At 66.1% G+C, this 25,436-nt stretch carries 17 protein-coding genes, 2 tRNA genes and 3 rRNA genes; 9 read left to right on the forward strand and 13 right to left on the reverse strand.

The window, feature by feature from the left end; all coding sequences use genetic code 11:
• Nucleotides 1–44: 44 nt before the first annotated feature.
• The 3 genes from ACLNGM_RS03225 to ACLNGM_RS03235 all read left to right on the forward strand — a co-directional run bounded on the left by ACLNGM_RS03225 (nt 45) and on the right by ACLNGM_RS03235 (nt 3,550).
• On the forward strand, nt 45–566 hold the full coding sequence (locus ACLNGM_RS03225; RefSeq protein WP_416357163.1) for a gamma carbonic anhydrase family protein: 522 nt from the start codon (nt 45–47) through the stop codon (nt 564–566).
• A gap of 16 nt (nt 567–582) precedes the next feature.
• Nucleotides 583–2,442 (forward strand): DNA helicase RecQ, encoded by a 1,860-nt coding sequence (gene recQ, locus ACLNGM_RS03230; RefSeq protein WP_416357164.1) that lies wholly within the window; start codon nt 583–585, stop codon nt 2,440–2,442.
• Nucleotides 2,443–2,632: 190 nt separating this feature from the next.
• Nucleotides 2,633–3,550: a DMT family transporter gene (locus ACLNGM_RS03235; RefSeq protein WP_416357165.1), complete on the forward strand. Its 918-nt coding sequence runs from the start codon at nt 2,633–2,635 to the stop codon at nt 3,548–3,550.
• Nucleotides 3,551–3,626: 76 nt separating this feature from the next.
• Here the strand turns inward: ACLNGM_RS03235 and ACLNGM_RS03240 are convergent, their stop codons facing one another.
• Nucleotides 3,627–5,822 carry a TonB-dependent siderophore receptor gene (locus tag ACLNGM_RS03240; RefSeq protein WP_416357166.1) on the reverse strand — a complete coding sequence of 732 codons (2,196 nt, stop codon included), beginning with the start codon at nt 5,820–5,822 and terminating at the stop codon, nt 3,627–3,629.
• Between the two features lie 193 nt (nt 5,823–6,015).
• Here ACLNGM_RS03240 and uvsE point away from each other — a divergent pair, with 193 nt between their 5' ends.
• Entirely contained in the window at nt 6,016–7,092 is a 1,077-nt protein-coding gene (gene uvsE / locus ACLNGM_RS03245) for a UV DNA damage repair endonuclease UvsE (protein WP_416357167.1), read from the forward strand.
• A gap of 75 nt (nt 7,093–7,167) precedes the next feature.
• On the opposite strand, the gene rrf is transcribed toward uvsE, so the two are convergent.
• The 5 genes from rrf to ACLNGM_RS03270 all read right to left on the reverse strand — a co-directional run bounded on the left by rrf (nt 7,168) and on the right by ACLNGM_RS03270 (nt 12,756).
• A 5S ribosomal RNA gene (rrf, locus tag ACLNGM_RS03250) occupies nt 7,168–7,282 on the reverse strand.
• A gap of 156 nt (nt 7,283–7,438) precedes the next feature.
• Nucleotides 7,439–10,271, reverse strand: a 23S ribosomal RNA gene (locus tag ACLNGM_RS03255).
• 522 nt (nt 10,272–10,793) lie between these two features.
• Nucleotides 10,794–10,869, reverse strand: a tRNA-Ala gene (locus ACLNGM_RS03260).
• A gap of 71 nt (nt 10,870–10,940) precedes the next feature.
• Nucleotides 10,941–11,017: transfer RNA gene (locus tag ACLNGM_RS03265), tRNA-Ile, on the reverse strand.
• Between the two features lie 258 nt (nt 11,018–11,275).
• Nucleotides 11,276–12,756 (reverse strand): 16S ribosomal RNA (locus ACLNGM_RS03270).
• Together the 16S, 23S and 5S rRNA genes with 2 tRNA genes alongside form the textbook arrangement of a ribosomal RNA operon.
• Before the next feature lie 820 nt (nt 12,757–13,576).
• Between ACLNGM_RS03270 and ACLNGM_RS03275 the strand changes: the two genes are divergently transcribed.
• Complete coding sequence (locus tag ACLNGM_RS03275; protein ID WP_416357168.1) at nt 13,577–14,023, forward strand: Fur family transcriptional regulator; 447 nt, start codon at nt 13,577–13,579, stop codon at nt 14,021–14,023.
• Between the two features lie 38 nt (nt 14,024–14,061).
• On the opposite strand, the gene ACLNGM_RS03280 is transcribed toward ACLNGM_RS03275, so the two are convergent.
• Nucleotides 14,062–14,496, reverse strand: coding sequence for an OsmC family protein (locus ACLNGM_RS03280; RefSeq protein WP_416357169.1), 435 nt, complete (start codon nt 14,494–14,496; stop codon nt 14,062–14,064).
• 193 nt (nt 14,497–14,689) lie between these two features.
• Between ACLNGM_RS03280 and ACLNGM_RS03285 the strand changes: the two genes are divergently transcribed.
• From ACLNGM_RS03285 to ACLNGM_RS03300, 4 genes are all read left to right on the forward strand, one after another.
• Nucleotides 14,690–15,649, forward strand: coding sequence for a tyrosine recombinase XerC (locus ACLNGM_RS03285; RefSeq protein WP_416357170.1), 960 nt, complete (start codon nt 14,690–14,692; stop codon nt 15,647–15,649).
• A gap of 138 nt (nt 15,650–15,787) precedes the next feature.
• Nucleotides 15,788–16,867 carry a TraB/GumN family protein gene (locus tag ACLNGM_RS03290; protein ID WP_416357171.1) on the forward strand — a complete coding sequence of 360 codons (1,080 nt, stop codon included), beginning with the start codon at nt 15,788–15,790 and terminating at the stop codon, nt 16,865–16,867.
• 121 nt (nt 16,868–16,988) lie between these two features.
• Nucleotides 16,989–17,285 carry a hypothetical protein gene (locus ACLNGM_RS03295; protein WP_416357172.1) on the forward strand — a complete coding sequence of 99 codons (297 nt, stop codon included), beginning with the start codon at nt 16,989–16,991 and terminating at the stop codon, nt 17,283–17,285.
• Nucleotides 17,286–17,358: 73 nt separating this feature from the next.
• Nucleotides 17,359–17,598 (forward strand): hypothetical protein, encoded by a 240-nt coding sequence (locus ACLNGM_RS03300; RefSeq protein WP_294642187.1) that lies wholly within the window; start codon nt 17,359–17,361, stop codon nt 17,596–17,598.
• Between the two features lie 68 nt (nt 17,599–17,666).
• On the opposite strand, the gene lpdA is transcribed toward ACLNGM_RS03300, so the two are convergent.
• The 6 genes from lpdA to ACLNGM_RS03330 form a co-directional block, all read right to left on the reverse strand.
• Nucleotides 17,667–19,082 carry a dihydrolipoyl dehydrogenase gene (lpdA, locus tag ACLNGM_RS03305; protein ID WP_416357173.1) on the reverse strand — a complete coding sequence of 472 codons (1,416 nt, stop codon included), beginning with the start codon at nt 19,080–19,082 and terminating at the stop codon, nt 17,667–17,669.
• A gap of 24 nt (nt 19,083–19,106) precedes the next feature.
• A complete protein-coding gene (locus ACLNGM_RS03310) occupies nt 19,107–19,505 on the reverse strand; it encodes an MAPEG family protein (RefSeq protein ID WP_090965178.1) in 399 nt (132 codons plus the stop codon).
• A gap of 85 nt (nt 19,506–19,590) precedes the next feature.
• On the reverse strand, nt 19,591–20,073 hold the full coding sequence (locus ACLNGM_RS03315; protein WP_416357174.1) for a hypothetical protein: 483 nt from the start codon (nt 20,071–20,073) through the stop codon (nt 19,591–19,593).
• The gene (locus tag ACLNGM_RS03320; protein ID WP_416357175.1) at nt 20,070–20,828 is read right to left on the reverse strand and encodes an SDR family oxidoreductase; all 759 of its coding nucleotides are present in this window, start codon (nt 20,826–20,828) and stop codon (nt 20,070–20,072) included. The genes ACLNGM_RS03315 and ACLNGM_RS03320 overlap by 4 nt, the downstream gene beginning before the upstream one ends.
• Before the next feature lie 182 nt (nt 20,829–21,010).
• Complete coding sequence (gene odhB, locus ACLNGM_RS03325; protein WP_416357176.1) at nt 21,011–22,282, reverse strand: 2-oxoglutarate dehydrogenase complex dihydrolipoyllysine-residue succinyltransferase; 1,272 nt, start codon at nt 22,280–22,282, stop codon at nt 21,011–21,013.
• A gap of 55 nt (nt 22,283–22,337) precedes the next feature.
• Nucleotides 22,338–25,346 (reverse strand): 2-oxoglutarate dehydrogenase E1 component, encoded by a 3,009-nt coding sequence (locus ACLNGM_RS03330; RefSeq protein ID WP_416357177.1) that lies wholly within the window; start codon nt 25,344–25,346, stop codon nt 22,338–22,340.
• Nucleotides 25,347–25,436 lie beyond the last annotated feature (90 nt).

Below are 25,436 nucleotides of genomic sequence, written 5' to 3' on the forward strand. Positions count from 1 at the left end.
CGCACGGCCTATCTTGGCCTCATCCCATCCGATATCGGACCGCCATGCCCGTTCACGCTCTCGACGACGTCGCCCCCGCCATTCCCGGCACCGCCTTCGTCGCACCCGGCGCCCATGTCGTCGGCGACGTCGCGCTCGGCGAGGATGTCGGCGTCTGGTTCAACGCGGTGATCCGCGGGGACGTGGCGGCGATCCGGGTCGGTGCGCGCACGAACATCCAGGACGGTGCGGTGCTGCATGCCGATCCGGGCTTTCCGCTGGTGATCGGCGAGGGCTGCACGGTCGGCCACCAGGCGATCGTTCATGGCTGCACGGTCGGCCGCAACACGCTGATCGGCATGGGCGCGACGGTCCTGAACGGCGCGCGGATCGGCGCCAACTGCCTCGTCGGCGCCGGGGCGCTCGTCACCGAGGGCAAGGACTTTCCGGACGGATCGCTGATCGTCGGCGTCCCGGCAAAGGTCGTGCGCGCGCTCGATGCCGCCGCGATCGAGGGCCTGCGCCAGTCGGCCGAGCGCTACGTCGCCAATGCCCGCCGGTTCCGGGCCGGGCTCGCGACCCTTTGAGGCAAGACCCGTCCGCATGACCCCTCCACAAGCCGGCGCGGCCCCGACGCGCGCCCTCTTCGACGGCGGCCTTCCGAGCCCACGCGAGGCGCTCGCCCGCGTCTTCGGCCATGCCGACTTCCGCGGCCGCCAGGGCGAGGTGATCGGCCATGTCGTCGGCGGCGGCGACGCGGTCGTCCTGTTTCCGACCGGCGCCGGCAAGTCGCTGTGCTACCAGATCCCGGCGCTCTGCCGGCAGGGCACGGCGATCGTCGTCTCGCCGCTGATCGCGCTGATGCGCGACCAGGTGCAGGCGCTGACCGAGGCGGGCGTGCGGGCGGCCGCCCTCAACTCCTCGCTGACGGAGGAGGAGCGCACCGAGGTTCGGAGAGAGCTAATGGCCGGCCGCCTCGACCTTCTCTACGTGACGCCCGAGCGCATCGTGACGCCCGGCTTCCGGCAGGCGCTCTCGCGCATCGAGATCGCGCTCTTTGCGATCGACGAGGCGCATTGCGTCAGCGCCTGGGGCCATGACTTCCGGCCGGAATACCGGGCGCTGGAGACGCTCGCCGACGACTATCCGGCCGTGCCGCGCATCGCGCTCACCGCCACGGCCGACCCCGCGACGCGCCGCGACATCGTCGAGCGCCTGCGCCTCGAGCATGCGCCGGTCTTCTCCACCTCGTTCGACCGGCCGAACATCCGCTACGCCATCGTCGAGCGCGACGAGCCGCGACGCCAGCTCCTCGCCTTTCTCGAGGATCATCGCGGTGCCTCGGGCATCGTCTACTGCCTGTCCCGCCGCAAGGTGGAGGAGACGGCCGAGTGGCTGAACGGGCAAGGCATCCGCGCCCTGCCCTATCATGCCGGCATGGAGGGGCGCGTGAAGGACGCGAACCAGGATGCCTTCCTCAAGGAGGAGGGCGTCTGTCTCGTCGCGACCGTCGCCTTCGGCATGGGCATCGACAAGCCGGACGTGCGCTTCGTCGCCCATCTCGACCTGCCCTCCTCGGTCGAGGCCTACTACCAGGAGACGGGGCGCGCGGGCCGCGACGGCCAGCCGTCCGAGGCCTGGATGGCCTACGGCATGCAGGACGTCGTGCAGCGACGCCGGATGATCGACGAGGGCGGCGCGGAGGAGCAGATCAAGCGCGTCGAGCGCGCCAAGCTCGATGCCCTCCTCGGCATCTGCGAGACGGCGGGTTGCCGGCGTCAGGCGATCCTGTCGCATTTCGGCGAGAGCCATCCGGGCGGCTGCAACAACTGCGACACCTGCCTCGTGCCGGTCGAGACCTTCGACGGCAGCGAGGACGCGATCAAGCTGATGGCCGCGGTCTACCGCACGGGCGAGCGCTACGGGCTCGGCCACGTCATCGAGGTGCTGACCGGCAAGGACACCGAGAAGGTGAAGCGGGCGGGCCACGACGCCATTCCCGTCTTCGGCGCCGGCAAGGGCGTCGAGCCGCGCACCTGGCAGTCGATCGCGCGCCAGCTCGTGGCGCAGGGGCTCCTCACCGTCGACCACGCCGCCTTCGGCGCGCTGGTCCTCACCGAGGAGGCGCGGCCGGTGTTTCGCGGCGAGCGCCGCGTGGTGCTGCGCCGCGACCGACGGCGCAAGGCGACGCGCCTTCAGCGCACCGGCCATGTCACCGAGGGGATGGACGAGGAGTCGGCGGCGATCTTCCAGGCGCTGCGCGGCGAGCGCGCGCGCATCGCCCGCGAAAAGTCGGTGCCCGCCTATGTCGTCTTCTCCGACGCGACCTTGCGCGCCATGGCGGAGCGTTGCCCGCACGACGACGACAGCTTCCTCGCGGTTCCGGGGGTCGGCGAGGCCAAGCGCGAGGCCTATGGCGACCTGTTCCTCGCCGTGATCCGCCGCGCGACCGGCGGCGGCTGACGCGACCCGGCCGTGGCTGGAGGCGCGGCACGATCCCCTCCCGCCTGACGTCCTCCGGTCGCGAAACCCGAGCGGCGGCGCTTTCCCCGCGGCCCATGTCACGTTAAAGGCCACGGCACGACGCGCCCTTGCGGCGTTGGCCGGCGCCGACGCCCCGGCGCTCGTTTCTCCACGGCGAAGGAGCCGCTTCGTGACCCGTGCCAACCCGCTCCTCACCGGCATCCTCCTGACCATCGTGGCGGGGGCGCTGTTTGCGGGCATGGATTCGCTCGGCAAGCATCTTTCGACCCTCCTGCCGGTGATGCAGGTGATCTGGGGCCGCTATGTCGTCCAGACCGTGGTGATGACGGCCTGGCTCGGCGCGACCACGGGGACGCGCTTCCTGCGCACATCGCATCCCATCCTGCAGCTGACGCGCGGCCTCCTCCTCCTCGCCTGCACCTTCCTGATGTACGAGGCCCTGTCGCGCGTGCCGCTGGCGGACGCGACCGCCGTGCTTTTCTTCAGCCCGATCATGGTGACGGTCCTGTCCGTCGCGCTGCTCGGCGAGCGGATCGGTCTCCATCGCATCGCGGCGGTGCTGGCCGGCTTCTGCGGCATGCTCCTGATCCTGCGGCCGGGGATCGGCAGCTTCCACCCCGCCCTCTTCCTGGTGCTGGCCGCGGCGGTCCTCAACGCGGTCTACCTGATCCTGACGCGGCGCCTTGCGGGACGCGAGGACGCCGCCTCGACGCAGTTCAACACCACCGCCTTCGGCGCCGTCGTCATGTCGGCCGTCGTCATTCCGGTTTGGCAGACGCCGGATGCCGCGACGATGGCGCTACTCCTTGCGATCGGCCTCCTCGGTACGGTCGGGCACTTCCTCCTCGTCTCGGCCTTCCGCTACGCCTCCGCCTCGCTGCTCTCCCCCTTCCTTTATACGCAGGTGCTGGTGGCCGCGGGCGTCAGCGTCGTGCTCTTCGGCGATCCCCTGCATGGGGCGACGATCGCGGGCACCGCCGTGCTGGTCGCGAGCGGCCTCTACATCTGGTGGCGGGAGAATCGGGTGCGGACCCGCGAGACCGCGGTCGATCCGGCGGTGCGTGCCGACATCCATCCCGGCGACTGACACCCTTCCGAAACGACGACGGCCCGGACGCGGTCGCCGCGTCCGGGCCTTCGACGGCCGGTGGCAGCCTTTCGGCCTACCAGTTCATGTGCGCCTTGAGGACGAACTCGCGGCCCTGTCCGTAGGCGCAGGTCAGCGCGCCTTGGCAACCCGACACGTAGCGCTTGTCGAAGAGGTTGTTGACGTTCAGCGACAGGCCGCGGTCGTCCCGCTCGTAGCGGATCGCCGCGTCCACCAGCGTCGCGTCGGGCACGGTCAGCGTGTTCTGGTTGTCGGCATAGGACTCGCCGACATAGCGAAGGCCGAGGCCCGCCGAGAGCCCTTCGAGGGAGCCGCTCGTCACCGTGTAGTCGGCCCAGGCGGAGGCGGTCACGTCCGGGATCAGGAACGGCTGGTTGCCGATGAGGGCCGGATCGATGTCGTCGGTGATCTCGAGGTCGAGCGCGGTGAAGGCGGCCGTCAACTTCCAGTTCTCGGTGAGGTTGGCCTTCGCCTCGAGTTCGACGCCGCGCGACTGCACCTCGCCGATCGGAACCGGCAGGAAGGTCAGGGGATCGGTCTGAACCACGTTGCGGCGGGTCAGGTCGAACACGGACGCGGTGAACGTGCCGTCGAAGAAGGTCGGGTCGTACTTCACGCCCGCCTCGTATTGCTCACCCTTCTGGTTCTCCACCGGCCGGCCGTCACCCGCGGTGCCGATCTGCGGATTGAAGAAGGTTGCGACCGAGACGTAAGGGGTGATGCCGTTGTCGAACTCGTAGGCGAGGCCCGCGCGGCCGGACAGCGCGCCCTCGTTGCCGTCGTAATCCGCATCCGCGCCGAGGCGGTCGTCGCGGTCGATCCAGACCCGGTCGTAGCGCCCGTTCAGCGTCGCGATGACGCCGCCGAACTCGGCCTGCTCCTGCGCATAGAAGCCGATCTGGTCGAGCGTGATCGTCTCGTCGATGTAAGGAGCAAAGAGCGGCGGCAGCGGCGTACCGTAGCGCGGGCGGATCGGATCCAGCGGCGAGGCCGAACCCGACGCCTGCACCTGGTCGATCCGGTAGTGCTTGTAGTCGAGGCCGGCGAGAAGTGTGTGATCCACCTCGCCGGTCGCGAACTGCACGGTCGCCGAGTTGTCGGTCGTCAGCTGGTCGGCCGTGGTGTCGTGCGCGAAATTCAGACGCCCGAGGATCGAGTTGGCATCGACGGGTTCGGGCAGAAAACCGGTACCGGTCGCCGGATCGTAGAAGCCGAAGGTGTAGGGTCCGAACTCCTCGCGCTCGGTTCGCGCATAGCGCGTCTTCGAGCGCAGGGTGAGGCCGTCCCCCGCCTCCTTCTCGAACTCGTAGCCGAGGAGGGTCTGGCGGCCGACGAACTTGTCGACGTCGGGTTCGCCATAGAACAGGTCGCGGGGGATGCGTCCGAACGGGGCATCGACCACGGTGCCCTCATAGGGGAAGAAGCCGTTGGTGTGGCGCAGGTTGTCGTACTGGAAGAAGCCGTAGAGATCGAGGCGCGTCTCGGCGTCCGGCTCGTAGGCCACCATCGGCGCGATCATGCCGCGAAAGTTGTCAGCATAGTCGGTCTGCGTCTCGCCGCCCTTCACGCGCCCGAGGACTCGGATGCTCCAAGGCCCGTCCTCGGCGCCGAGCTTGTCGCCCATGTCGAAGGCGAAGGAGCCGTTGGGATCGTCGGTGAGCGACCCCTCGACATAGCGGAGCCGCTCGCCCGTCGCGCGCTTCGAGATCTGGTTGACGATGCCGCCGGGGTTCGAGCCGCCGTAGAGGACCGACGCGGGCCCGCGCAGGACCTCGACGCGCTCGAGCAGGAACGGATCGATCGAGAAACCGGCAAAGCCGTACTGGTAGAGGTTGAGGCCGTCGAGATAGACACCGGTCTGGGTCGCGTCGAAGCCGCGGATGTAGAACCAGTCGGTGTCGGAATCGAACCCGAAGGGCTGGGTGAAGACGCCCGCCGTATAGCGCAGCGCCTCGTCCACCTTCTGCGCGCCCCGGTCCTCGAACTCCTCGCGCCCGATCACGGAGACCGATTGCGGCAGTTCGGCGAGCGGCGTCGAGGTCTTGGAGCCCGTGGTCGTCGCGCGGGCGACGTATCCCTCGACCGGCGCGGTCCCCGCAGCCTGCGAGCCGGAAATCCCATCGCCCCCCGTGCCAGCGCCCTCAACCACGACGGTGTCGAGCTCGACGGTCGCGGTCTGAGCTTGGGCGCCAACCCCGAGACCGAGGGCGATTGCGGTGGTCGTCAGAAACAGGCGAGAGGAGGGACGCACGGGCAACTTCCAGATGGCAGGATGGCTTCCCCTGCATCCCAAGGAATATATGACTCTTCAAGTCATGATTTTTCCATCAAGTCGCTGAGCGCCTTCCCTGTGGCCTTCGCGCATCAATCACGGTTGGCAACCAAGGGAACCTGACGGCTGCGTTCGGCGTCCCCTTCATAACTAGGGGATGACAGGCAAACGCATGAGCGAGCGAATTTTGAGACTGGGTTTCCCGGTCAAGGTGATGGGGAAGCCGGACCTCAAGAGCAACGACGCGCGGCGTCCGGCGAACAATCCGCATCTGAAAGTGTCACTCGAATATATCGACCGGATTCTTGACTACTGCGGTCGGAACGATGTTGGGCTGTATCGGATGTCGTCGGACATTGCGCCCTATGCGACGCATCCGGACATGCCGCAGTTTCATTCGATGGTGCGCGAGAGCGAGGCCGAGCTTGCGGCCGTCGGGGCGAAGGCGAAGGCGCTTGGCATCCGCCTGTCGTTTCACCCCTCGCAGTTCATTGTTTTGAACAGCCCGGACGCAGGCTTGGTGTTGCGGAGCGTCTGGGACCTTTCGAGCCAGGCGGAGATGCTGGACCTGATGGGTCTGGGTCCGGAGGCAGTTCTGGTGATCCATGTGGGCGGTGTGTACGGCGACGTCCTGGCGAGCCGCGAGCGGTGGGCCCGCACGTGGGAGACGCTTCCCGAGCCGGTTCGGCGCCGGCTGGTTCTGGAGCACGATGACCTCCGGTTCTCGGCGGCGGACACGCTGTGGCTTCACGCCCGGACGGGAGTACGCCTTGTGTTTGACCACCAGCATTTCTGGTGCCTGAACCCGGACGGTTTGGATCTGCGGGAGACGGTGTCGCGGATGCTTTCGACGTGGCCGGCTGGCGAGGTCGCCAAGATCCACTATTCGTCGCCGCGCACGGAGTTGCGCGAGCAGCGGGTGGTGGATCGGGCGACGGGGCGCAAGGTCTTGCGGCCTGTTGCGCCGGTGATGACGGGCCATGCGGATTTCATCAACCCGTTCGAGTTCGTGATGTTTCTGGAGCGGGTGGCGGGTCTCGACTTCGATGTGATGCTGGAGGCGAAGGCGAAGGACCTGGCGCTGTTCCGGCTGCGCGAGGACCTGCGGCGCTATGGCGGGGCCCTGGCGGCGCGCTTCGGCCTCTCAGCGGCTGGGCGGGGTGCCGATCGCGCGGCGAGCGGTGAGGCCGGTGCCGATCGCGCGGCGGCCGACGCAGGTGCGACCGACGCGACCGACGCGGGTGCCTGAACGCCAGAACGCCCGCCTCGGGGTGACCGGGGCGGGCGTTGAAGGGCATGAAGAGAGGGAGGATGCGATTGGCAGACCTGGCAGCGACCGACTTTCCCGCGTCTTAAGACGAAGTATCATGGGCGCTGAGGCGTTTCACGGCCGAGTTCGGAATGGGATCGGGTGCGGCCGCCCCGCTAGAACCACCAGGTCGGCCAATCGCATCAGTCTGGAAGCTGGATTTCGAAGAGAATGAGCTCATGATCTATGCCACCTGGAGCGACAATTCCTATCGGAATTGCGCCGGTATGGCGCCTCGCGACAATCGCTTTGGCGATTGCGCGGGGATGATCATGGGCGAATGAGAACGATCAAGCCGATCGGGCGATTAGTACCGGTCAGCTTCACGCGTTACCGCGCTTCCACATCCGGCCTATCAACGTGGTCGTCTTCCACGGCCCTGATAGGGAATACTCGTTTCCAGGTGGGTTTCCCGCTTAGATGCCTTCAGCGGTTATCCCGTCCATACATAGCTACCCTGCACTGCGGCTGGCGCCACAACAGGTCCACCAGAGGTATGTCCATCCCGGTCCTCTCGTACTAGGGACAGATCCTGTCAATATTCCTGCACCCACGGCAGATAGGGACCGAACTGTCTCACGACGTTCTGAACCCAGCTCACGTACCGCTTTAATTGGCGAACAGCCAAACCCTTGGGACCTGCTCCAGCCCCAGGATGCGATGAGCCGACATCGAGGTGCCAAACAACCCCGTCGATATGGACTCTTGGGGGTCATCAGCCTGTTATCCCCGGCGTACCTTTTATCCGTTGAGCGATGGCCCTTCCACGCGGGACCACCGGATCACTATGACCGACTTTCGTCTCTGCTCGACTTGTCTGTCTCGCAGTCAGGCGGGCTTATGCCATTGCACTCGACGACCGATTTCCGACCGGTCTGAGCCCACCATCGCGCGCCTCCGTTACTCTTTGGGAGGCGACCGCCCCAGTCAAACTACCCACCATACACTGTCCCGGACCCGGATGACGGGCCGCGGTTAGACATCCATGACGATAAGGGTGGTATTTCAAGGATGGCTCCACGCGAGCTGGCGCCCACGCTTCAAAGCCTACCACCTATCCTACACATGCCGACACGAATGCCAGTGTAAAGCTATAGTAAAGGTGCACGGGGTCTTTCCGTCTGACCGCAGGAACCCCGCATCTTCACGGGGAATTCAATTTCACTGAGTCTGCGTTGGAGACAGCGGGGAAGTCGTTACGCCATTCGTGCAGGTCGGAACTTACCCGACAAGGAATTTCGCTACCTTAGGACCGTTATAGTTACGGCCGCCGTTTACTGGGGCTTCGATTCAGAGCTTGCACCCCTCCTCTTAACCTTCCAGCACCGGGCAGGCGTCAGACCCTATACGTCGTCTTGCGACTTCGCAGAGCCCTGTGTTTTTGATAAACAGTCGCTACCCCCTGGTCTGTGCCACCACCACAAGCTTGCGCCCGTGGAGGTCACGCTTCTTCCGAAGTTACGCGTGCAATTTGCCGAGTTCCTTCAACGCAGTTCTCTCAAGCGCCTTGGTATGCTCTACCAGTCCACCTGTGTCGGTTTCGGGTACGGTCTATACGGTGGGGCTATTTCCTGGGACCCCTTCGCAGCCGACCCAATCCAATAAGGGTCGACAACACACGGGATCCGTCACTCACCACCAGGCCCACGACTATTAACGTGGTTCCCATCGACTACGCCTTTCGGCCTCGCCTTAGGGGCCGGCTCACCCTGCTCAGATTAACTTTAAGCAGGAACCCTTGGACTTTCGGCGAGGGTGTCTCTCACACCCTTTATCGTTACTCATGTCAGCATTCGCACTTCCCATACCTCCAGAGGTCCTCACGGATCCTCCTTCAACGGCCTAGGGAACGCTCCGCTACCGCTTACGCCAGAGGCGTAAACCCGAAGCTTCGGTGTATGGCTTGAGCCCCGTTACATTTTCGGCGCAAGAACCCTTAAATCTAGACCAGTGAGCTGTTACGCTTTCTTTAAATGATGGCTGCTTCTAAGCCAACATCCTGGTTGTTTTGGGATTCTCACATCCTTTCCCACTTAGCCATAACTTGGGGACCTTAGCTGTCGGTCAGGGTTGTTTCCCTCTTCACGACGGACGTTAGCACCCGCCGTGTGTCTGCCGACTAGTACTTCCAGGTATTCGGAGTTTGATTGGGTTTGGTAAGACGGTGAGTCCCCCTAGCCCATTCAGTGCTCTACCCCCTGGAGTATTCGGTCGACGCTCTACCTAAATAGATTTCGCGGAGAACCAGCTATTTCCGAGTTTGATTGGCCTTTCACCCCTAGCCACAAGTCATCCCAATCTATTGCAACAGATGCGGGTTCGGTCCTCCAGTGCGTGTTACCGCACCTTCAACCTGCTCATGGCTAGATCACTCGGTTTCGGGTCTAATCCGACGAACTGAACGCCCTGTTCAGACTCGCTTTCGCTGCGCCTACACCTATCGGCTTAAGCTCGCTCGCCAGACTAAGTCGCTGACCCATTATACAAAAGGTACGCAGTCACCCAGGACAAACCTTGGGCTCCTACTGTTTGTAGGCATCCGGTTTCAGGTTCTCTTTCACTCCCCTTGTCGGGGTGCTTTTCACCTTTCCCTCACGGTACTGGTTCACTATCGGTCATGCACGAGTACTTAGGCTTGGAGGGTGGTCCCCCCAATTTCAGACAGGATTTCACGTGTCCCGCCCTACTCATGGACCATCTCAGACATTGCGCCTACGGGACTATCACCCACTCTTGTCAGGCTTTCCAACCTGTTCGGCTTCTTCTCAAGATGGTCACTGGCCTGGTCCGCGTTCGCTCGCCACTACTAACGGAGTCTCGGTTGATGTCCTTTCCTTCGGGTACTTAGATGTTTCAGTTCCCCGAGTTCGCTTCTAACCCCTATGTATTCGAAGGTTAGATACCTCGCTGTTGAACCTTGGTCACCGCAACACCACCGGACAGCTCATCGCCATCCAGTGCCGTTCCGATCTGACCAAGGCTCGGAGGTGGGTTGCCCCATTCGGAAATCCACGGATCAAAGCTTATTCGCAGCTCCCCATGGCTTATCGCAGCGTATCACGTCCTTCATCGCCTGTGCATGCCAAGGCATTCACCAGATGCCCTTAAGACACTTGATCGTTCTCATCGCCCATGATCATCAGTTCTCAGCTCCGCTCACGCCGATCGCCTATCGAGGCGATCGTCTGCGCGGGGCGCGCCGCACGAGCGGCGACGGCCGGTCGGCCTTGCGAACCCTCATCGGGTTCGGGGCGTCTCGTTCGTCATCGTCGGCTTTGCTGCTGAGAAGAGAGAGATGCTCATGTGCGCTTCATTCTCTTCGAGCCATGCAAACACCGGCCCGCGTGCAACGGGGATCGGCGTCCTGCAGCATGGCTCATGCCAATCCCACCCCGGCTAGAGGCGGAACTGGCGAAAGACCAGCTTCCAGAGACGAACCCCAAGGGCGGCGGTCAGGCACACCCATCCAACAGAAGCCCTCGTTTGACCCGGTCGGGCGATGAACCCTTCCAGCGAGGAACCTCGGACCAGTCCACCCGTGCGTTGCCGCCAGGTGACCCGTCAGGATCCGTCTTCTCTTCACATGTTCAAGAACGGGCGACACAACCAAAGCCGTGCCGCAAACTTTGCTTTCTTCCGAATGGTGGAGCTTGTCGGGTTCGAACCGACGACCCCCTGCTTGCAAAGCAGGTGCTCTCCCAGCTGAGCTAAAGCCCCTATTCGAGGACCAAACCGCAACCCTGGGAGGGACCCCCGGGTCCACCACGCCCCTTCCTCACGAAGAAGCATGGTGGGCCCGGGTAGATTCGAACTACCGACCTCACCCTTATCAGGGGTGCGCTCTAACCAACTGAGCTACGGGCCCGAACTCTCGTCCGTCATCGGCACCGCATCGCTCTATCAGCGCTGCGGCCACCACCACCATTCGAGGAAGAAAGAGAAACATGGGCGGCGATGCCGGCCATCACCCCAATCCCACAACCGAAGCTGCTTGGACAGGGCCTAGTCTATGTCGACAACAGCCTGACTGGCCGTCGTCTTGTTCTAAAACAGACCGATACGGTGGTCCCGGGCGCCGATCCGAGGATCGGGGGCCAAGAGGCCGTCAAAGGTCCATCCTTAGAAAGGAGGTGATCCAGCCGCAGGTTCCCCTACGGCTACCTTGTTACGACTTCACCCCAGTCGCTGACCCTACCGTGGTCGCCTGCCTCCCTCGCGGGTTAGCGCAACGCCTTCGGGTAGAACCAACTCCCATGGTGTGACGGGCGGTGTGTACAAGGCCCGGGAACGTATTCACCGTGGCATGCTGATCCACGATTACTAGCGATTCCAACTTCATGCACTCGAGTTGCAGAGTGCAATCCGAACTGAGACGGCTTTTGGGGATTAGCTCACCATCGCTGGCTGGCTGCCCACTGTCACCGCCATTGTAGCACGTGTGTAGCCCAGCCCGTAAGGGCCATGAGGACTTGACGTCATCCCCACCTTCCTCCGGCTTATCACCGGCAGTCCCCCTAGAGTGCCCAACCAAATGCTGGCAACTAGGGGCGAGGGTTGCGCTCGTTGCGGGACTTAACCCAACATCTCACGACACGAGCTGACGACAGCCATGCAGCACCTGTGTCCACGTCCCGAAGGAATGACCCCATCTCTGAGGACGTCGTGGCATGTCAAGGGCTGGTAAGGTTCTGCGCGTTGCTTCGAATTAAACCACATGCTCCACCGCTTGTGCGGGCCCCCGTCAATTCCTTTGAGTTTTAATCTTGCGACCGTACTCCCCAGGCGGGAAGCTTAATGCGTTGGCTGCGCCACCGAAAGGTAAACCCCCCGACGGCTAGCTTCCATCGTTTACGGCGTGGACTACCAGGGTATCTAATCCTGTTTGCTCCCCACGCTTTCGCACCTCAGCGTCAGTATCGGACCAGTGAGCCGCCTTCGCCACTGGTGTTCCTGCGAATATCTACGAATTTCACCTCTACACTCGCAATTCCACTCACCTCTTCCGAACTCAAGACACCCAGTATCAAAGGCCGTTCCGGGGTTGAGCCCCGGGATTTCACCCCTGACTTAAATGTCCGCCTACGTGCGCTTTACGCCCAGTAATTCCGAACAACGCTAGCCCCCTTCGTATTACCGCGGCTGCTGGCACGAAGTTAGCCGGGGCTTCTTCTCCGGGTACCGTCATTATCGTCCCCGGTGAAAGAGCTTTACAACCCTAGGGCCTTCATCACTCACGCGGCATGGCTGGATCAGGCTTGCGCCCATTGTCCAATATTCCCCACTGCTGCCTCCCGTAGGAGTTTGGGCCGTGTCTCAGTCCCAATGTGGCTGATCATCCTCTTAGACCAGCTACCGATCGTCGCCTTGGTAGGCCTTTACCCCACCAACTAGCTAATCGGACGCGGGCTCATCCTGAACCGATAAATCTTTGCCCCTCAGGGCACATGCGGTATTAATTCCAGTTTCCCGGAGCTATCCCGCAGTTCAGGGTAGATTCCCACGCGTTACTCACCCGTCTGCCACTCCCCTTGCGGGGCGTTCGACTTGCATGTGTTAAGCCTGCCGCCAGCGTTCGTTCTGAGCCAGGATCAAACTCTCAGGTTTGATAAGAGTTATCCCGACTTCAAGTCACTGTCTCAAAGCATCAACGAGAGTTTGTACCGGACAACACAAACCAGCCAGCCAGGCTCACGCCCAACCAGCCAGCAAACATGCCGTCCGCTCTCATCTCAACGAAACGTGTCTATCGTCGGTTCAGCTCTCGGACATAACCCAGGGCGAAAAGGATATCGCCCCAAGCCGTCCTCGGCCAACACCGCCGTCCACGTCTCTCTTTCTTCCGTTCTCTCTTCAATTCTCAAAGAACCCGGCAAACCACAACAGTCCGCCGCTCGGGTGACCAACCTGGCCAGCCACCCTTCAAGCATGCCAGAAGCAAACTCGAAAAAACTCGTCCGACACTCACAAGAGGCGCAAAACCGAGCCAGCCAGCCATCCCCTCCCAGAAATCCCGGAAGAACACAACCGCCAACCCAACTTCCCGGCAAACCAACCAGACCGCCTCAGCCGTCCAACCCGTCCGCCCCGGCGCCACCGCCGTCGTCGATGAGCGGCTTATAGGGGGCACACGCCGCGGCGGTCAATACAAAAAATTCGACCATTCGGGAAAAAGTGCAAATCCGAAGCCCGAACAACAGCTTGCACCGTCGCCAGACCGTCAGACAGTCGTCACGGGGGGCGTCGTTGCCGGTGTCTCCAACTTGGAAGCCTCGAGAATCTATCACCGTTCCATCCCCCGATGGAGGTGCGATCCCTGTTCGGGCTGCCTCTGCCAACGTCGCGAAGGAGCCTTTAGCCCTTCGGGACGGATCACGATCGTGCCGGCGGTTTTCCCGTCAGCTTCGATCGGCTATGACACCGCGCCATGACGATGCCTCGCCCCCTTGCTCCCTCGCAGCCGCTGCCGGACTACGAAACGCTCCTGCGTGAGGCGGGCGTGCGCATCACGCGGCCGCGTCGCACCATCATCGCTATCCTGCGCGAGCATCCCGATCACCCGGACGCGCTCGAGATCTTCCGCAGGGCGTCGGCGGTCGACCCGTCGATCTCCCTCTCCACCGTCTATCGCACGATGCGGCTTCTCGAGGAGAAGGGTGCGATCCACCGCCATGCCTTCGGCAACGGTCCTTCGCGCTTCGAGCAGGCCGACGGCGAGCACCACGACCATCTCATCGATCTCGACACGGGGGACGTGATCGAGTTCTCGTCGGAGCGGATCGAGGCGCTGCAGGACGAGGTCGCTCGGTCGCTCGGCTACGAGATCGTCTTCCACCGGCTGGAGCTCTACGGGCGCAAGCGCCGGCGGGATTGAGGGGAGAGTCCGCCCATCAGGCGGACCCTCCCGACGTGTCAGACCAGCTTGGCGTCGAGGCTGACCTCGATGGCGCCGAGCGCCTTGGAGATCGGGCAGCCGGCCTTCGCCTTCTCGGCGAGTTCCTTGAACTTGGCGTCCTCGATGCCCGGAACGCGGGCTTCCAGCGTGATCGCGGAGGACTTCACCTCGAAGCCGCCGTCGGCCTGCTCGACGGCGACCACGGCGCGCGCCTTCAGCTCGTCGGCCGGCGTGCCGTTCTCGGCGAGGAAGTGCGAGAGCTGCATGGCGAAGCAGCCGGCATGGGCCGCGGCCAGAAGCTCTTCCGGGTTGGTCCCCGACTTGCCGCTCTCGTCCTCGAAGCGGGCCTTGAAGGAATAGCCGTGATTGTCGAGGGCGCCGGACTGCGTGGTCAGCGACCCGCGACCGTCGGCGAGCGCGCCGTTCCAGATGGCGGTGGCATGGCGTTTCATGGATCAGTCTTCCCTTGTGCTCGGCCGCGCGATGCGGGGTGGGTGAATCCCTTGGCGTTTCGGGTTCCGGCGCATCGGCCGGACCGCTCGTCAGCGAAATGGGGGAAGGCCGGGCTTCGTCCAGCCGCAACGATGCCTTTACCAGGCTGCGTTCTGGTGGTTCCCTCCGGTCCGTCGCGCGAGATGCCGTCCAATGTCCGAACCCCTTCTGGTTTCCGCCACCACCCCGCTCCTCCAGCTGAAGGCCGCCTGGCTCGACCGGCTCGGCGTCGAGCGCCACGCCGGCCGCCTGACGATCGAAGCCTACGAGCGGGACGTGCGCCAGTTCTTCGGCTTTCTCGCGCGCTACCACGGTCGGCCAGCCGAGCCCGGCGACCTCGCCGCCCTGTCGGCGACCGACCTTCGCGCCTTTCTCGCCGAGCGGCGCCGCGAGGGGCTCGGGCCGCGCAGCCTGAACCGCATCCTGTCGGGCATCCGTTCCTTCGTGCGTCACCTGGAGCGCGAGGGCCTTGCCTCCTCGGCGGGACCCGCCGCGATGCGCGCGCCCAAGCAACCGAAGTCGCTGCCGCGGCCGCTGGCCGTCGTCGACGCGCTGGCGGTGACCGAGGAGGCGGGCGCCATGGCATCGAGCCCCTGGATCGCCGCGCGCAACGTCGCCGTCCTTACCCTCCTCTACGGCTGCGGCCTGCGCATTTCCGAGGCGCTGGCGTTGGAGGGCGATGCGCTCTGCGACCAGACGGCGCGCTCGATGACGATCCTCGGCAAGGGGCGGAAAGAACGCCTCGTGCCGCTCCTGCCGGCCGTCCTCGAGGCAGTGGCGGCCTATCGCCGGCTTTGTCCGTTCGATCTCGCCGCCGGCACGCCGCTGTTCCGCGGCGCGCGCGGCGGGCCGCTCCGGCCGCAGATCGTCCAGGCCGAGATGGCGCGGCTGCGCGGGCTTCTCGGGCTTCCCGCCTCGGCAACGCCGCATGCGCTGCGCCATTCCTTCGCGACGCATCTGCTGGCCAAGGGCGGCGACCTGCGCACCATCCAGGACCTCCTCGGCCACGCCTCGCTGTCCTCGACGCAGATCTACACCGCGGTCGACGGCGGGCGCCTCCTGCAGGCGTTTCAGACCGCCCATCCCCGCGCGCGCAGGGCCCGCGCCGGGTGACGCTTCCGCCGCGTGATCGTGCCTTTCAGCATTTCGTCGGATTCTTCGGGTAGTCAGGACGGGTCGTGGCGACAGGTCGTCGCCGCGGCGGCCGCCGGCCGGCCGATCCGCCCCACCCGCACGGGACAGCGAAGCTCGATGACGAAACGCCCGCCCCGCGGCCTCCTTCCGGCGATCCTGTCGGCACTGCCGCACCTCTTCCCGCTTCTCCTGTGCATCGCGCTCCTCCTGGCGGCCGCCGTCTCGGAAGCCGACGCCGCAGAACCCGCTCCCGAGGCTCCCGCCTGCCGGGAGGGCCGCAGCCTCGTGCCCGGTCTCGTCGCGAGCGGTGAGATGGCCGGGCCGGAGCGGGAGGCCGCCGCGATCGCGAACGGCGAGGGACGCCTCTTCCGGATCGAGCGCGAAGGGCTGAAGCCCTCGTTCCTCTTCGGCACCATGCACCTGTCCGACCCGCGCATCGTCGATCTGCCGGATGCGGCGGACCGTGCGCTCGACGGGTCCGACGGCGTCGTGATCGAGACCACCGACGTCCTCGACCCCGCGCGGATGGGCGCGACGCTCCTGTCGCGCGCCGATCTCACCACCCTGCCCGCCGGACAGACGCTGGCGGGCGTCGTCGGCGAGGACGGCATGGCGCGCATCGTGCCGGTTCTGGAAGCACGCGGCACGCCGGCGGCGACGATCGCCCGCCTCCAGCCCTGGTTCGTCGCCGCCGGCCTCCTGATGACCGACTGCGAGACGCAGCGCACGGCGAAGGGCGCGAAGGTGCTCGACGTCGCGATCGCCGAGCGGGCGGCAGCCGCAGCCAAGCCGCTCGACGGGCTCGAGACCGCTGCCGAGCAGCTTGAGGCGCTGGCCTCGATGCCGCTCGACCTCCAGGCTGACAATCTCGTCGCCAGCGTCGCGCTCGTCGACCGCATGCCGGACCTCTTCGAGACGATGATCGATCTCTACCTGAAGGGGCAGATCGCGCTGATCGGACCCGCCACGGAAAAGGCCCTGCCGTCCGGGACTGATGCGGCGACTTCGCTCGCCGTGACACAGGCCTTCGAGGATCGCGTCGTCCACCGCCGCAATGCGCTGATGGCCGAACGGCTCCAGCCGCTCCTCGCGAAGGGCGGGCGTTTCGTCGCAGTCGGTGCGCTGCATCTGCCCGGCGAAACCGGCCTCGTGGCGGCGCTGCGGCGCGCCGGATGGACCGTCACGCGCGCCGACTGACGCCCGCCGGCTCCGAGCCGGAGGAACGGGCCCACAATATCCGGCGTTCTCCCGACCTGATGGAAGCGCGCGCCGGCCGGCAGGTCCCGCCCGCGGCGCGCCCCGGTCCCGGAGAGCCGCCATGCGCCTTGCCCTGCCCCTCCTTGCCGTCCTTGCCCTATCCGGCTGCACCGCCGTCGACGGTCCGGCCTTCGACGGGCGGCCGACGGCGGCGCCGACGCTCGGCCTCGCGCCCGCGTCCTACCGCCCGCCGGTGCGGCGCGGCTGCGACAACTACGCCGACCAGACGGCCCGCAACACCTACGAGAACTTCGCAGACAACGAGGACGGCTTCGGCGCCAACGCGTTCGCGCGCACGCAGGCCGAGCGCGACGGCGCGCGCGCCTACCGCCGATGCGTCGAAGGGCGCCGTTCCTGACGATTTGGAAAGGTGACAGCCGTCCCGGATGGGTTCACACTCCTGTCGTCAACCATCTCGGGAGGATGAACGGATGTCGCGATACCGGATCGAAACGGGACGGGTGGACGGGTCGGCCTGGGTGCCGGGACCGTTCCACGACGCCCTGAACGCGGTGACCGACGAACAGGCCGTGGGCGCGGTGCGCGAGGTGCTGACGCGCTCGGGCTTTGCCGACGAATGGGGCGACCACGCCCGCGTCCTCGACGGCGAGCGGCGCGAAGTGGCCCGCCTGCCCCTCGACCGCGGCTTCTGGGCCGGCGGAAACGCCTGACACTCTGACATGAAAAGGGGCGGCGCACGGGATGCGCCGCCCCTTTCATCATCTGCGAGGCCCGTCGATCAGACGTGGATCGGCTTGGCGAAGGCCGCAAACGCCGCCTCGCGCACGGCTTCCGACAGGGTCGGATGGGCGTGGCAGGTGCGCGCGAGGTCCTCGGCGGAGCCGCCGAACTCCATCAGCACGGAAATCTCGGCGATCATGTCGCCGGCACCGAAGCCGACGATGTGGCCGCCCAGCACCTTGTCGGTGCGCGCATCGGTCAGCACCTTCACGAAGCCGTCGGTGTGGAGCATGGCGCGTGCACGCCCGTTCGCCATCACCGGGAACTTGCCGACCTTGTAGTCCAGCCCTTCCGCCTTCAGCTCCTCCTCGGTCTTGCCGACGGAGGCGATCTCGGGCGAGGTGTAGACCACCGACGGGATGACGCCGTAGTTCACGTGGCCCTTCTGGCCGGCGAGGATCTCGGCGAGCGCGATGCCCTCGTCCTCGGCCTTGTGCGCCAGCATCGGGCCCTTCACCACGTCGCCGATCGCGTAGATGCCGGGCACGTTCGTCTGGTAGTGCGCGTCGATCTCGATGCGGCCGGCCTTGTCGCGCGTCACGCCCGCCTCGTCGAGGCCGAGCCCGTCGGTGAAGGGGCGGCGGCCGGTCGCGACCAGCACCACCTCGGCCTCCAGCGTCTCGGCGGCGCCGCCCTTGGCGGGCTTGAACGTCACGGAAGCACCCGATCCCGTCTTCTCCACCGCCGTCACCTTGGCGCCGAGCTTGAAGGTGAAGCCCTGCTTGACGAGAAGCTTCTGGAACTGGGCGGACACTTCGCCGTCCATCGGCCCGAGGATCTTGTCAAGATACTCGACCACGGTCACGCGCGCCCCGAGGCGCGACCAGACCGAGCCCAGCTCGAGCCCGATCACGCCGCCGCCGACGACCACCATCGAGGCGGGCACCTTGGCGAGCGCGATCGCGTGGTCGGAGGAGACGATCGTCTCGCCGTCGAAGGCGACGCTGACGCCCGGAATGCCCGCGACCTCCGAGCCCGTGGCGATGCAGATCGCCTTGGTCTGGAGCGTCCGCTTGGCGCCGTCCGGCCCGGTCACCTCGACCTCGCCCGCCTTGACGATGCGGCCCGTCCCGGTGACGCCCTCGATCTTGTTCTTGCGGAACAGGAAGGCAACGCCGTCGACATTGGCCTTCACCGTCTTGTCCTTGTGGCTGAGCATCGTCGGCAGATCGAGCTCAGGCGCCACCTTGATGCCGAGGTCGGCGAAGGAGTGGTTGGCTTCCGCAAACATCTCGGAGGCGTGGAGGAGGGCCTTCGAGGGGATGCAGCCGACGTTGAGGCAGGTGCCGCCGTAGGTCTGGCGCTTCTCCACCACGGCGACCTTCAGGCCGAGCTGCGCGGCCTTGATGGCACCGACATAGCCGCCGGGGCCGGAGCCGATGACGACGAGATCGAAGGAGGTGGTGTCGGACATGGGTTGGTTCCGGTCGTTGGATGTCTAGAGGAAGCGGATCAGCATCAGGAGGAGGCCGAGCATCGAGAGGACCCATACCAGGCTGCGGACGTAGGGCACGCCCTTGAGGTAGAGGGGCACGTAGGCGATGCGGGCGACGAACCAGAGCCCAGCGCCCCATTCGCCGATGCCGCCCGTGCGCCCCGATAGGGCAAGGCCAAGGGCGAGCGCCACGAAGGCGGGGTAGGTTTCCTGAAAGTTGGCGAGGTTGCGCGTCGCGCGCCCGGCCATGGTGCCGAGCGGCTTGGCCTCGCCGTCGCGCGGGCCGGCGTTCCAGTCGCGGCCGCGCTCGCGCGTGACGAAGTGCCCCTGCAGCATGATCTGCACGACGAGAAGCACGACGGACCAGCCGAGAAGGGTGAGTTCGAGGGGAAGCGACGTCATCGGGACCGGACCTTTGCCTGGAGACGCCTTGCGCCTCTCTCGCCCGAGGACTTGGGACGCGCGAGCGCGAAGGAAACCGGGGCGGTCATGGCGTCGCCCCCGTGTCGCAGCGCCCCGTCGCGGCATCGAAGCTCTCGTCGACGGCGGCGAGGCGTGCGCCCGAGATCCCCATCGGTCGGAAGGGCGGCTCGCCTTGCGCCGCCGGCTGGACGAGGCGCAGCTCGTAGCAGCCCGCAAAGACGCGCGTTCCCGACGCGGTCTCGGCCTCCACGACCGCGGGAAGGCGGTAATAGGTCGAACCCGCCGCGCCCTCGCCGGTCGCGGTCCCGAGCTTCAGCCGGACATGGGGCGTGTCGGCATAGCCGGCGGCGAACGCGTCGAAGGGTTTGGCGGCCTCCTCGCGGAAATACGACCAGGCGCGCAGGTATTCCTGCCGTTCGATAGCGTTGTAGAGCGATCCGACCACCGCTTCGGGCGTCGAGCGGTCGTCGCGATAGGCCGGCGGCTCGGCCGCCGCCGCCACGCCGCCGGTCGCCAGCACCAGGGCGAGCACCCCGCGCCCCGTCACGGCAGGATCGCCCGCGCGCCGGACACGTCGAGGATCGCGCCGGTGGAATAGCTCGCCTCGTCGGACGCCAGCCACAGGATCGCGCGTGCCACCTCCTCGGCGCTGCCCGGCCGGCGCATCGGAAGGTCGGGCGTCATCCGCGCGACGCGGTCCGGCTGGCCGCCGGAGGCGTGGATGTCGGTCTCGATGATGCCGGGGCGCACCGCACAGACACGTACGCCCTCCGCCGCGACCTCCTTGGCGAGGCCGACCGTGAACGTGTCGATCGCGCCCTTGGCGCTGGCATAATCGACGAACTGGCCGGGCGAGCCGAGCTTGGCGGCGGCCGAGGAGAGATTGACGATCACGCCCCCCTGCCCGCCGCGCGCGGTTGACAGGCGACGCACCGCCTCGCGGGCACAGAGGAACGAGCCGATCGTGTTGATGCGGAACATGCGCTCGAGCCGCGCGAGGTCCATGTCGGCGACCGCTGATGGCTGGTCGACGACCCCGGCATTGTTGACCAGCACTGCGAGACGACCCATCCGGTCGGCCGCCTCGAAGATGCCGAGGATATCGGCTTCCGACCCGACGTCGCCGCGCACCGTCTCGGCCTGCCCGCCGGCGGCTCTGATGTCGCCGGCCACGGCCTCGGCCGCGTCCGCGTTGGCTGCATAGTTCACCAGCACCGCATAGCCGGCGGCCCCGGCGAGACGCGCGGTCGCCGCGCCGATCCCGCGCGAGCCACCGGTGACGATCATCACGCGGTCAGACATCGGGGCGCTCCTGGCTCGAGGCGTTCGGGACGGGACACCGGACGGGGTCCCGAAACCGGTCGAAGGTTGGTGCCGACCTGTTCCACGTGAAACAGTGGCAGCGGCGCGGCCCGGCGGTGGTTCCCGTCCGGCCCGAACCCGGCGCCGCCGGTTTCGGGGGCGACGCCGGGTATTCGAAGGTCTTAGAGGTCGAGGACGAGACGCTCCGGATCCTCCAGCGAGTCCTTGACCCGCACGAGGAAGGTCACGGCTTCCTTGCCGTCGACGATCCGGTGATCGTAGGACAGCGCCAGATACATCATCGGCCGGATCACGATCTGGCCGCCGACCACCATCGGGCGCTCCTGGATCTTGTGCATGCCGAGGATGCCCGACTGCGGGGCGTTCAGGATCGGCGTCGACATCAGCGAACCGTAGACGCCGCCGTTGGTGATCGTGAAGGTGCCGCCCTGCATGTCGGCCATGGTCAGCTGGTTGTCGCGCGCCGCCTTGGCGAGGCGCCCGAGTTCCTTCTCGACTTCGGCGATCGACATCTGGTCGGCGTCACGGATGACCGGGACGACGAGGCCCTTGTCGGTGCCGACCGCCATGCCGACGTGGGCGTAGTTCTTGTAGATGATGTCGGTGCCGTCGATCTCGGCGTTCACCGCCGGGATCTCCTTCAGGGCATGCGTCACCGCCTTCGTGAAGAAGCCCATGAAGCCGAGCTTCACGCCGTGCTTCTTCTCGAAGATGTCCTTGTACTTGGAGCGCAGCGACATCACCGCCGACATGTCCACCTCGTTGAAGGTGGTCAGCATCGCTGCCGTGTCCTGTGCGTCCTTGAGGCGGCGCGCGATGGTCTGGCGGAGCTTGGTCATCCGCACGCGTTCCTCGCGCGACGCGTCGTCGGCGGAGGAGGCCGGACGCGGGGCGGCCGGCGCCTTGGCCTGCGCGGGGGCGGTCGAGGGACCTCGAGCGATCGCGTCGATGACGTCGCCCTTCAGCACCTGGCCGCGCTTGCCGGACCCCTCGACGTCGGACGCCGACAGGTTCTTCTCGGCCATCAGCTTGGCGGCCGAGGGGGCGGGCTGCGTGTCGCCGTGCGCGCCGCCGCCGGCGGGCGCGGCCGGCGCCGTGGAGGCGTTGCCGTAGCCCTGCGTCGCCGCGGGCTCGGGCGCCTTCGGCGCGTCGGCCTTGGGCGCCTCTGACTTCGGCGCCGACGCGCCGGCGGAACCCGCCTCGCCGATCACCGCGATCAGCGCACCGACCTCGACCGTCTCGCCTTCCTTGACGAGGATCTCCGACAGGACGCCGGCGGCCGGCGCCGGTACCTCGACCGTGACCTTGTCGGTCTCGAGCTCGGCGATCGTCTCGTCCTGCGCGACGGTGTCGCCCGCCTTCTTGAACCACTGGCCGATCGTGGCCTCGGTGACGGATTCGCCAAGGGTCGGGACTTTGACTTCGGTGCTCATCTTAGAAGATCTCATCGGAAAGGGTGTGGCGAGGGCGGGCGGGAGACAGCGGCCCTCAGGCCGCCGTGGTTCCCAGCGCTTCCTCCAGGAAGGCTTCGAGTTGGGCCATGTGCTTCGACATCGTGCCGACGGCCGGCGAGGCGGCCGCCTGGCGTCCGGCATAGCGGGCGCGGCGCTTGGTCTCGCCGATGCGGTCGAGCACCCATTCGAGATAGGGCTCGATGAAGCTCCAGGCGCCCATGTTCTTCGGCTCCTCCTGGCACCAGACGATCTCGGCCTGTTTGAAGCGCGACAGCTCGTTGATCAGGGCTTTCGCCGGGAACGGATAGAGCTGCTCGACGCGCAGGAGGTAGATGTCGTCGATGCCCCGCTTCTCGCGCTCCTCCAGAAGGTCGTAATAGACCTTGCCGGTGCACAGGACGACGCGGCGGATGTCCTTGTCCTTCTTCAGCTTCACCGTCACCGAGTTCGGCTTCATCTCGGCGTCGTCCCACAGCAGGCGGTGGAACGTCGTGTCGCCCGCCAGTTCCGAGAGGTCGGACGTCGCGCGCTTGTGGCGCAGGAGCGATTTGGGCGTCATCAGGATCAGCGGCTTGCGGAAGTCGCGCTTCATCTGCCGGCGCAGGATGTGGAAGTAGTTCGCCGGCGTCGTGACGTTGGCGACCTGCATGTTGTCCTGCGCGCACTGCTGCAGGAAGCGTTCGAGGCGTGCGGAGGAGTGCTCTGGCCCCTGGCCCTCGTAGCCGTGCGGCAGCAGCATCACGAGGCCCGACATGCGCAGCCACTTGGCTTCTCCGCTCGAGATGAACTGGTCGATCACGACCTGCGCGCCGTTCACGAAGTCGCCGAACTGGGCTTCCCAGAGCGTCAGCGCGTTCGGCTCGGCGAGCGAGTAGCCGTATTCGAAGCCGAGCACGGCCTCTTCCGAGAGCATCGAGTTGATGACCTCGTAGTTCGCCTGGCCCTTCACGAGGTGGGACAGCGGAATGTAGCGGCTCTCGTCGCGCTGGTCGTAGAGGACCGAGTGGCGCTGCGAGAACGTGCCGCGCTCCGAATCCTGACCCGACAGGCGGATCGGCGTGCCTTCGGCGAGCAGCGAGGCGAAGGCCAGTGCCTCGCCGGTTGCCCAGTCGAGGTTCTCGCCGGTCTCGATCGCCTTGGCGCGGTTGTCGAGGAAGCGGCCGATGGTCTTGTGGACCTCGAAGCCCTCCGGCACCTCGGTGAGCTTGGCGCCCAGTTCCTTCAGCGTCTTCACCGGCACCCCGGTCGTGCCGCGGCGCTGCTCGTCCTCGTCGTCGGCGCGGCGAAGGCCCGACCACGCACCGTCCAGCCAGTCGGCCTTGTTCGGGTTGTAGCTCTGGCCCGCCTCGTACTCGCCTTCCAGCTGCGTGCGGAACTCGGCCTTGCGCGCCTCGACGTCGCCGTCCGACAGGACGCCGGCCTCGACGAGCTTCCGGGCGTAGATCTCGAGCGTCGTCTTATGCTCGCGGATCTTGCGATACATGATCGGCTGCGTGAAGCCGGGCTCGTCGCCCTCGTTATGGCCGAAGCGGCGATAGCAGAACATGTCGACCACCACCGGCTTGTGGAAGGTCTGCCGGTACTCGATCGCGATCTTGGCCGCATAGGTCACGGCTTCCGGATCGTCGCCGTTGACGTGGAAGATCGGGGCCTCGACCATCTTCGCCACATCGGACGGATAGGGCGACGAGCGCGAGAAGCGCGGATTGGTGGTGAAGCCGATCTGGTTGTTGATGATGAAGTGCAGGGTGCCGCCGACGCGGTGGCCCTTGAGGCCCGACAGGCCGAAGCACTCGGCGACAACGCCCTGGCCCGCGAAGGCCGCATCGCCGTGGATGAGGAGCGGCAGCACCTGATTGCGCACCTCCTGCGGCACCACCTCGGTGCGGGTGCGGCCGCCGCCGAGCTGGTCCTGCTTGGCGCGCGCCTTGCCCATCACGACCGGGTTGACGATCTCCAGATGCGAAGGGTTGGCCGTCAGCGACAGATGGACCGAGTTGTTGTCGAACTCGCGGTCCGCCGAGGCGCCCAGGTGATACTTGACGTCGCCCGAGCCCTCGACGTCCTCGGGCTTGTAGGAGCCGCCCTTGAACTCGTGGAAGATCGCGCGGCGCGGCTTGCCCATGACCTGGGCAAGCACGTTGAGGCGACCGCGATGGGCCATGCCCAGCACGATCTCCTTCAGGCCCATCTGGCCGCCGCGCTTGATGATCTGCTCGAGCGCGGGGATCAGCGCCTCGCCGCCGTCGAGGCCGAAGCGCTTGGTGCCCTTGTACTTGACGTCCAGGAACTTCTCGAAGCCTTCCGCCTCGATCAGCTTGTTGAGGATGGCGCGCTTGCCCTGGTCGGTGAACTCGACGCCCTTGCCCGCGCCCTCCATGCGCTCCTGGATCCACTGCTTTTCCAGCGGATTGGAGATGTGCATGAACTCGACGCCGACGGTGCCGCAATAGGTGCGCTTGAGGATGTCGACCATCTGGCGGACGGTCGCGAACTCCATGCCGAGCACGTTGTCGATGAAGATGCGGCGGTCGAGATCGGCCTCGGTGAAGCCGTAGTTCTCAGGAGAGAGCTCGTGATAGTCGTCTTCCGGCGCGGCAAGGCCGAGCGGGTCGAGCTTGGCGTGGAGATGGCCGCGCACCCGGTAGGCGCGGATCAGCATCAGGGCGCGCACCGAATCGCGCGTCGCCTGCAGGATCGCGGCCTCGGAGGGCGCCTCGCCCTTCGGCGCCGCGGCGCTCGCCTTGTCGCGCAGCTTCTTCTCGACGCGGATCTCCGCCTCGCCCCAGTTGCCGTCGAGGGCGGCGACGAGCTCGCCGTTCGGCGTCACCGGCCAGTTGGGCTTCGTCCAGGACGGGCCTTCCGCGTTCTTGACGACGGTCGCCTTGTCGTCGGCGACCTGGCCGAAGAACTCGCGCCATTCGGCGGCCACCGAGGACGGGTCGCGCTCGTAGGCGGCGGCCAGCGTCTCGATGTAGTCGGCATTGCCGCCATAGAGGAAGGAGGTCGCCGCGAAGGTCTCGTTCGCCGGATTGCGTGCCATGATGATGACAAAGCGGCCCCCGCTTCTTCAGCGAACGCCGTCTCCCTGAAAGATGATCGGAGGCGGAAGGCCAAGGGCCTCCGCCGCTCA

Origin of the sequence: Aureimonas phyllosphaerae (genome assembly GCF_047943035.1) — a bacterium.
Classification (GTDB): domain Bacteria; phylum Pseudomonadota; class Alphaproteobacteria; order Rhizobiales; family Rhizobiaceae; genus Aureimonas; species Aureimonas phyllosphaerae.

Coding starts and splice junctions, on each gene's coding strand:
- ACLNGM_RS03275 (WP_416357168.1), top strand. CDS start 13,577: ATGACGATGCCTCGCCCCCTTGCTCCCTCGCAGCCGCTGCCGGACTAC.
- recQ (WP_416357164.1), top strand. CDS start 583: ATGACCCCTCCACAAGCCGGCGCGGCCCCGACGCGCGCCCTCTTCGAC.
- odhB (WP_416357176.1), bottom strand. CDS start 22,282: ATGAGCACCGAAGTCAAAGTCCCGACCCTTGGCGAATCCGTCACCGAG.
- ACLNGM_RS03320 (WP_416357175.1), bottom strand. CDS start 20,828: ATGTCTGACCGCGTGATGATCGTCACCGGTGGCTCGCGCGGGATCGGC.
- ACLNGM_RS03285 (WP_416357170.1), top strand. CDS start 14,690: ATGTCCGAACCCCTTCTGGTTTCCGCCACCACCCCGCTCCTCCAGCTG.
- ACLNGM_RS03310 (WP_090965178.1), bottom strand. CDS start 19,505: ATGACGTCGCTTCCCCTCGAACTCACCCTTCTCGGCTGGTCCGTCGTG.
- ACLNGM_RS03280 (WP_416357169.1), bottom strand. CDS start 14,496: ATGAAACGCCATGCCACCGCCATCTGGAACGGCGCGCTCGCCGACGGT.
- ACLNGM_RS03330 (WP_416357177.1), bottom strand. CDS start 25,346: ATGGCACGCAATCCGGCGAACGAGACCTTCGCGGCGACCTCCTTCCTC.
- ACLNGM_RS03225 (WP_416357163.1), top strand. CDS start 45: ATGCCCGTTCACGCTCTCGACGACGTCGCCCCCGCCATTCCCGGCACC.
- ACLNGM_RS03290 (WP_416357171.1), top strand. CDS start 15,788: ATGACGAAACGCCCGCCCCGCGGCCTCCTTCCGGCGATCCTGTCGGCA.
- ACLNGM_RS03300 (WP_294642187.1), top strand. CDS start 17,359: ATGTCGCGATACCGGATCGAAACGGGACGGGTGGACGGGTCGGCCTGG.
- uvsE (WP_416357167.1), top strand. CDS start 6,016: ATGAGCGAGCGAATTTTGAGACTGGGTTTCCCGGTCAAGGTGATGGGG.
- lpdA (WP_416357173.1), bottom strand. CDS start 19,082: ATGTCCGACACCACCTCCTTCGATCTCGTCGTCATCGGCTCCGGCCCC.
- ACLNGM_RS03295 (WP_416357172.1), top strand. CDS start 16,989: ATGCGCCTTGCCCTGCCCCTCCTTGCCGTCCTTGCCCTATCCGGCTGC.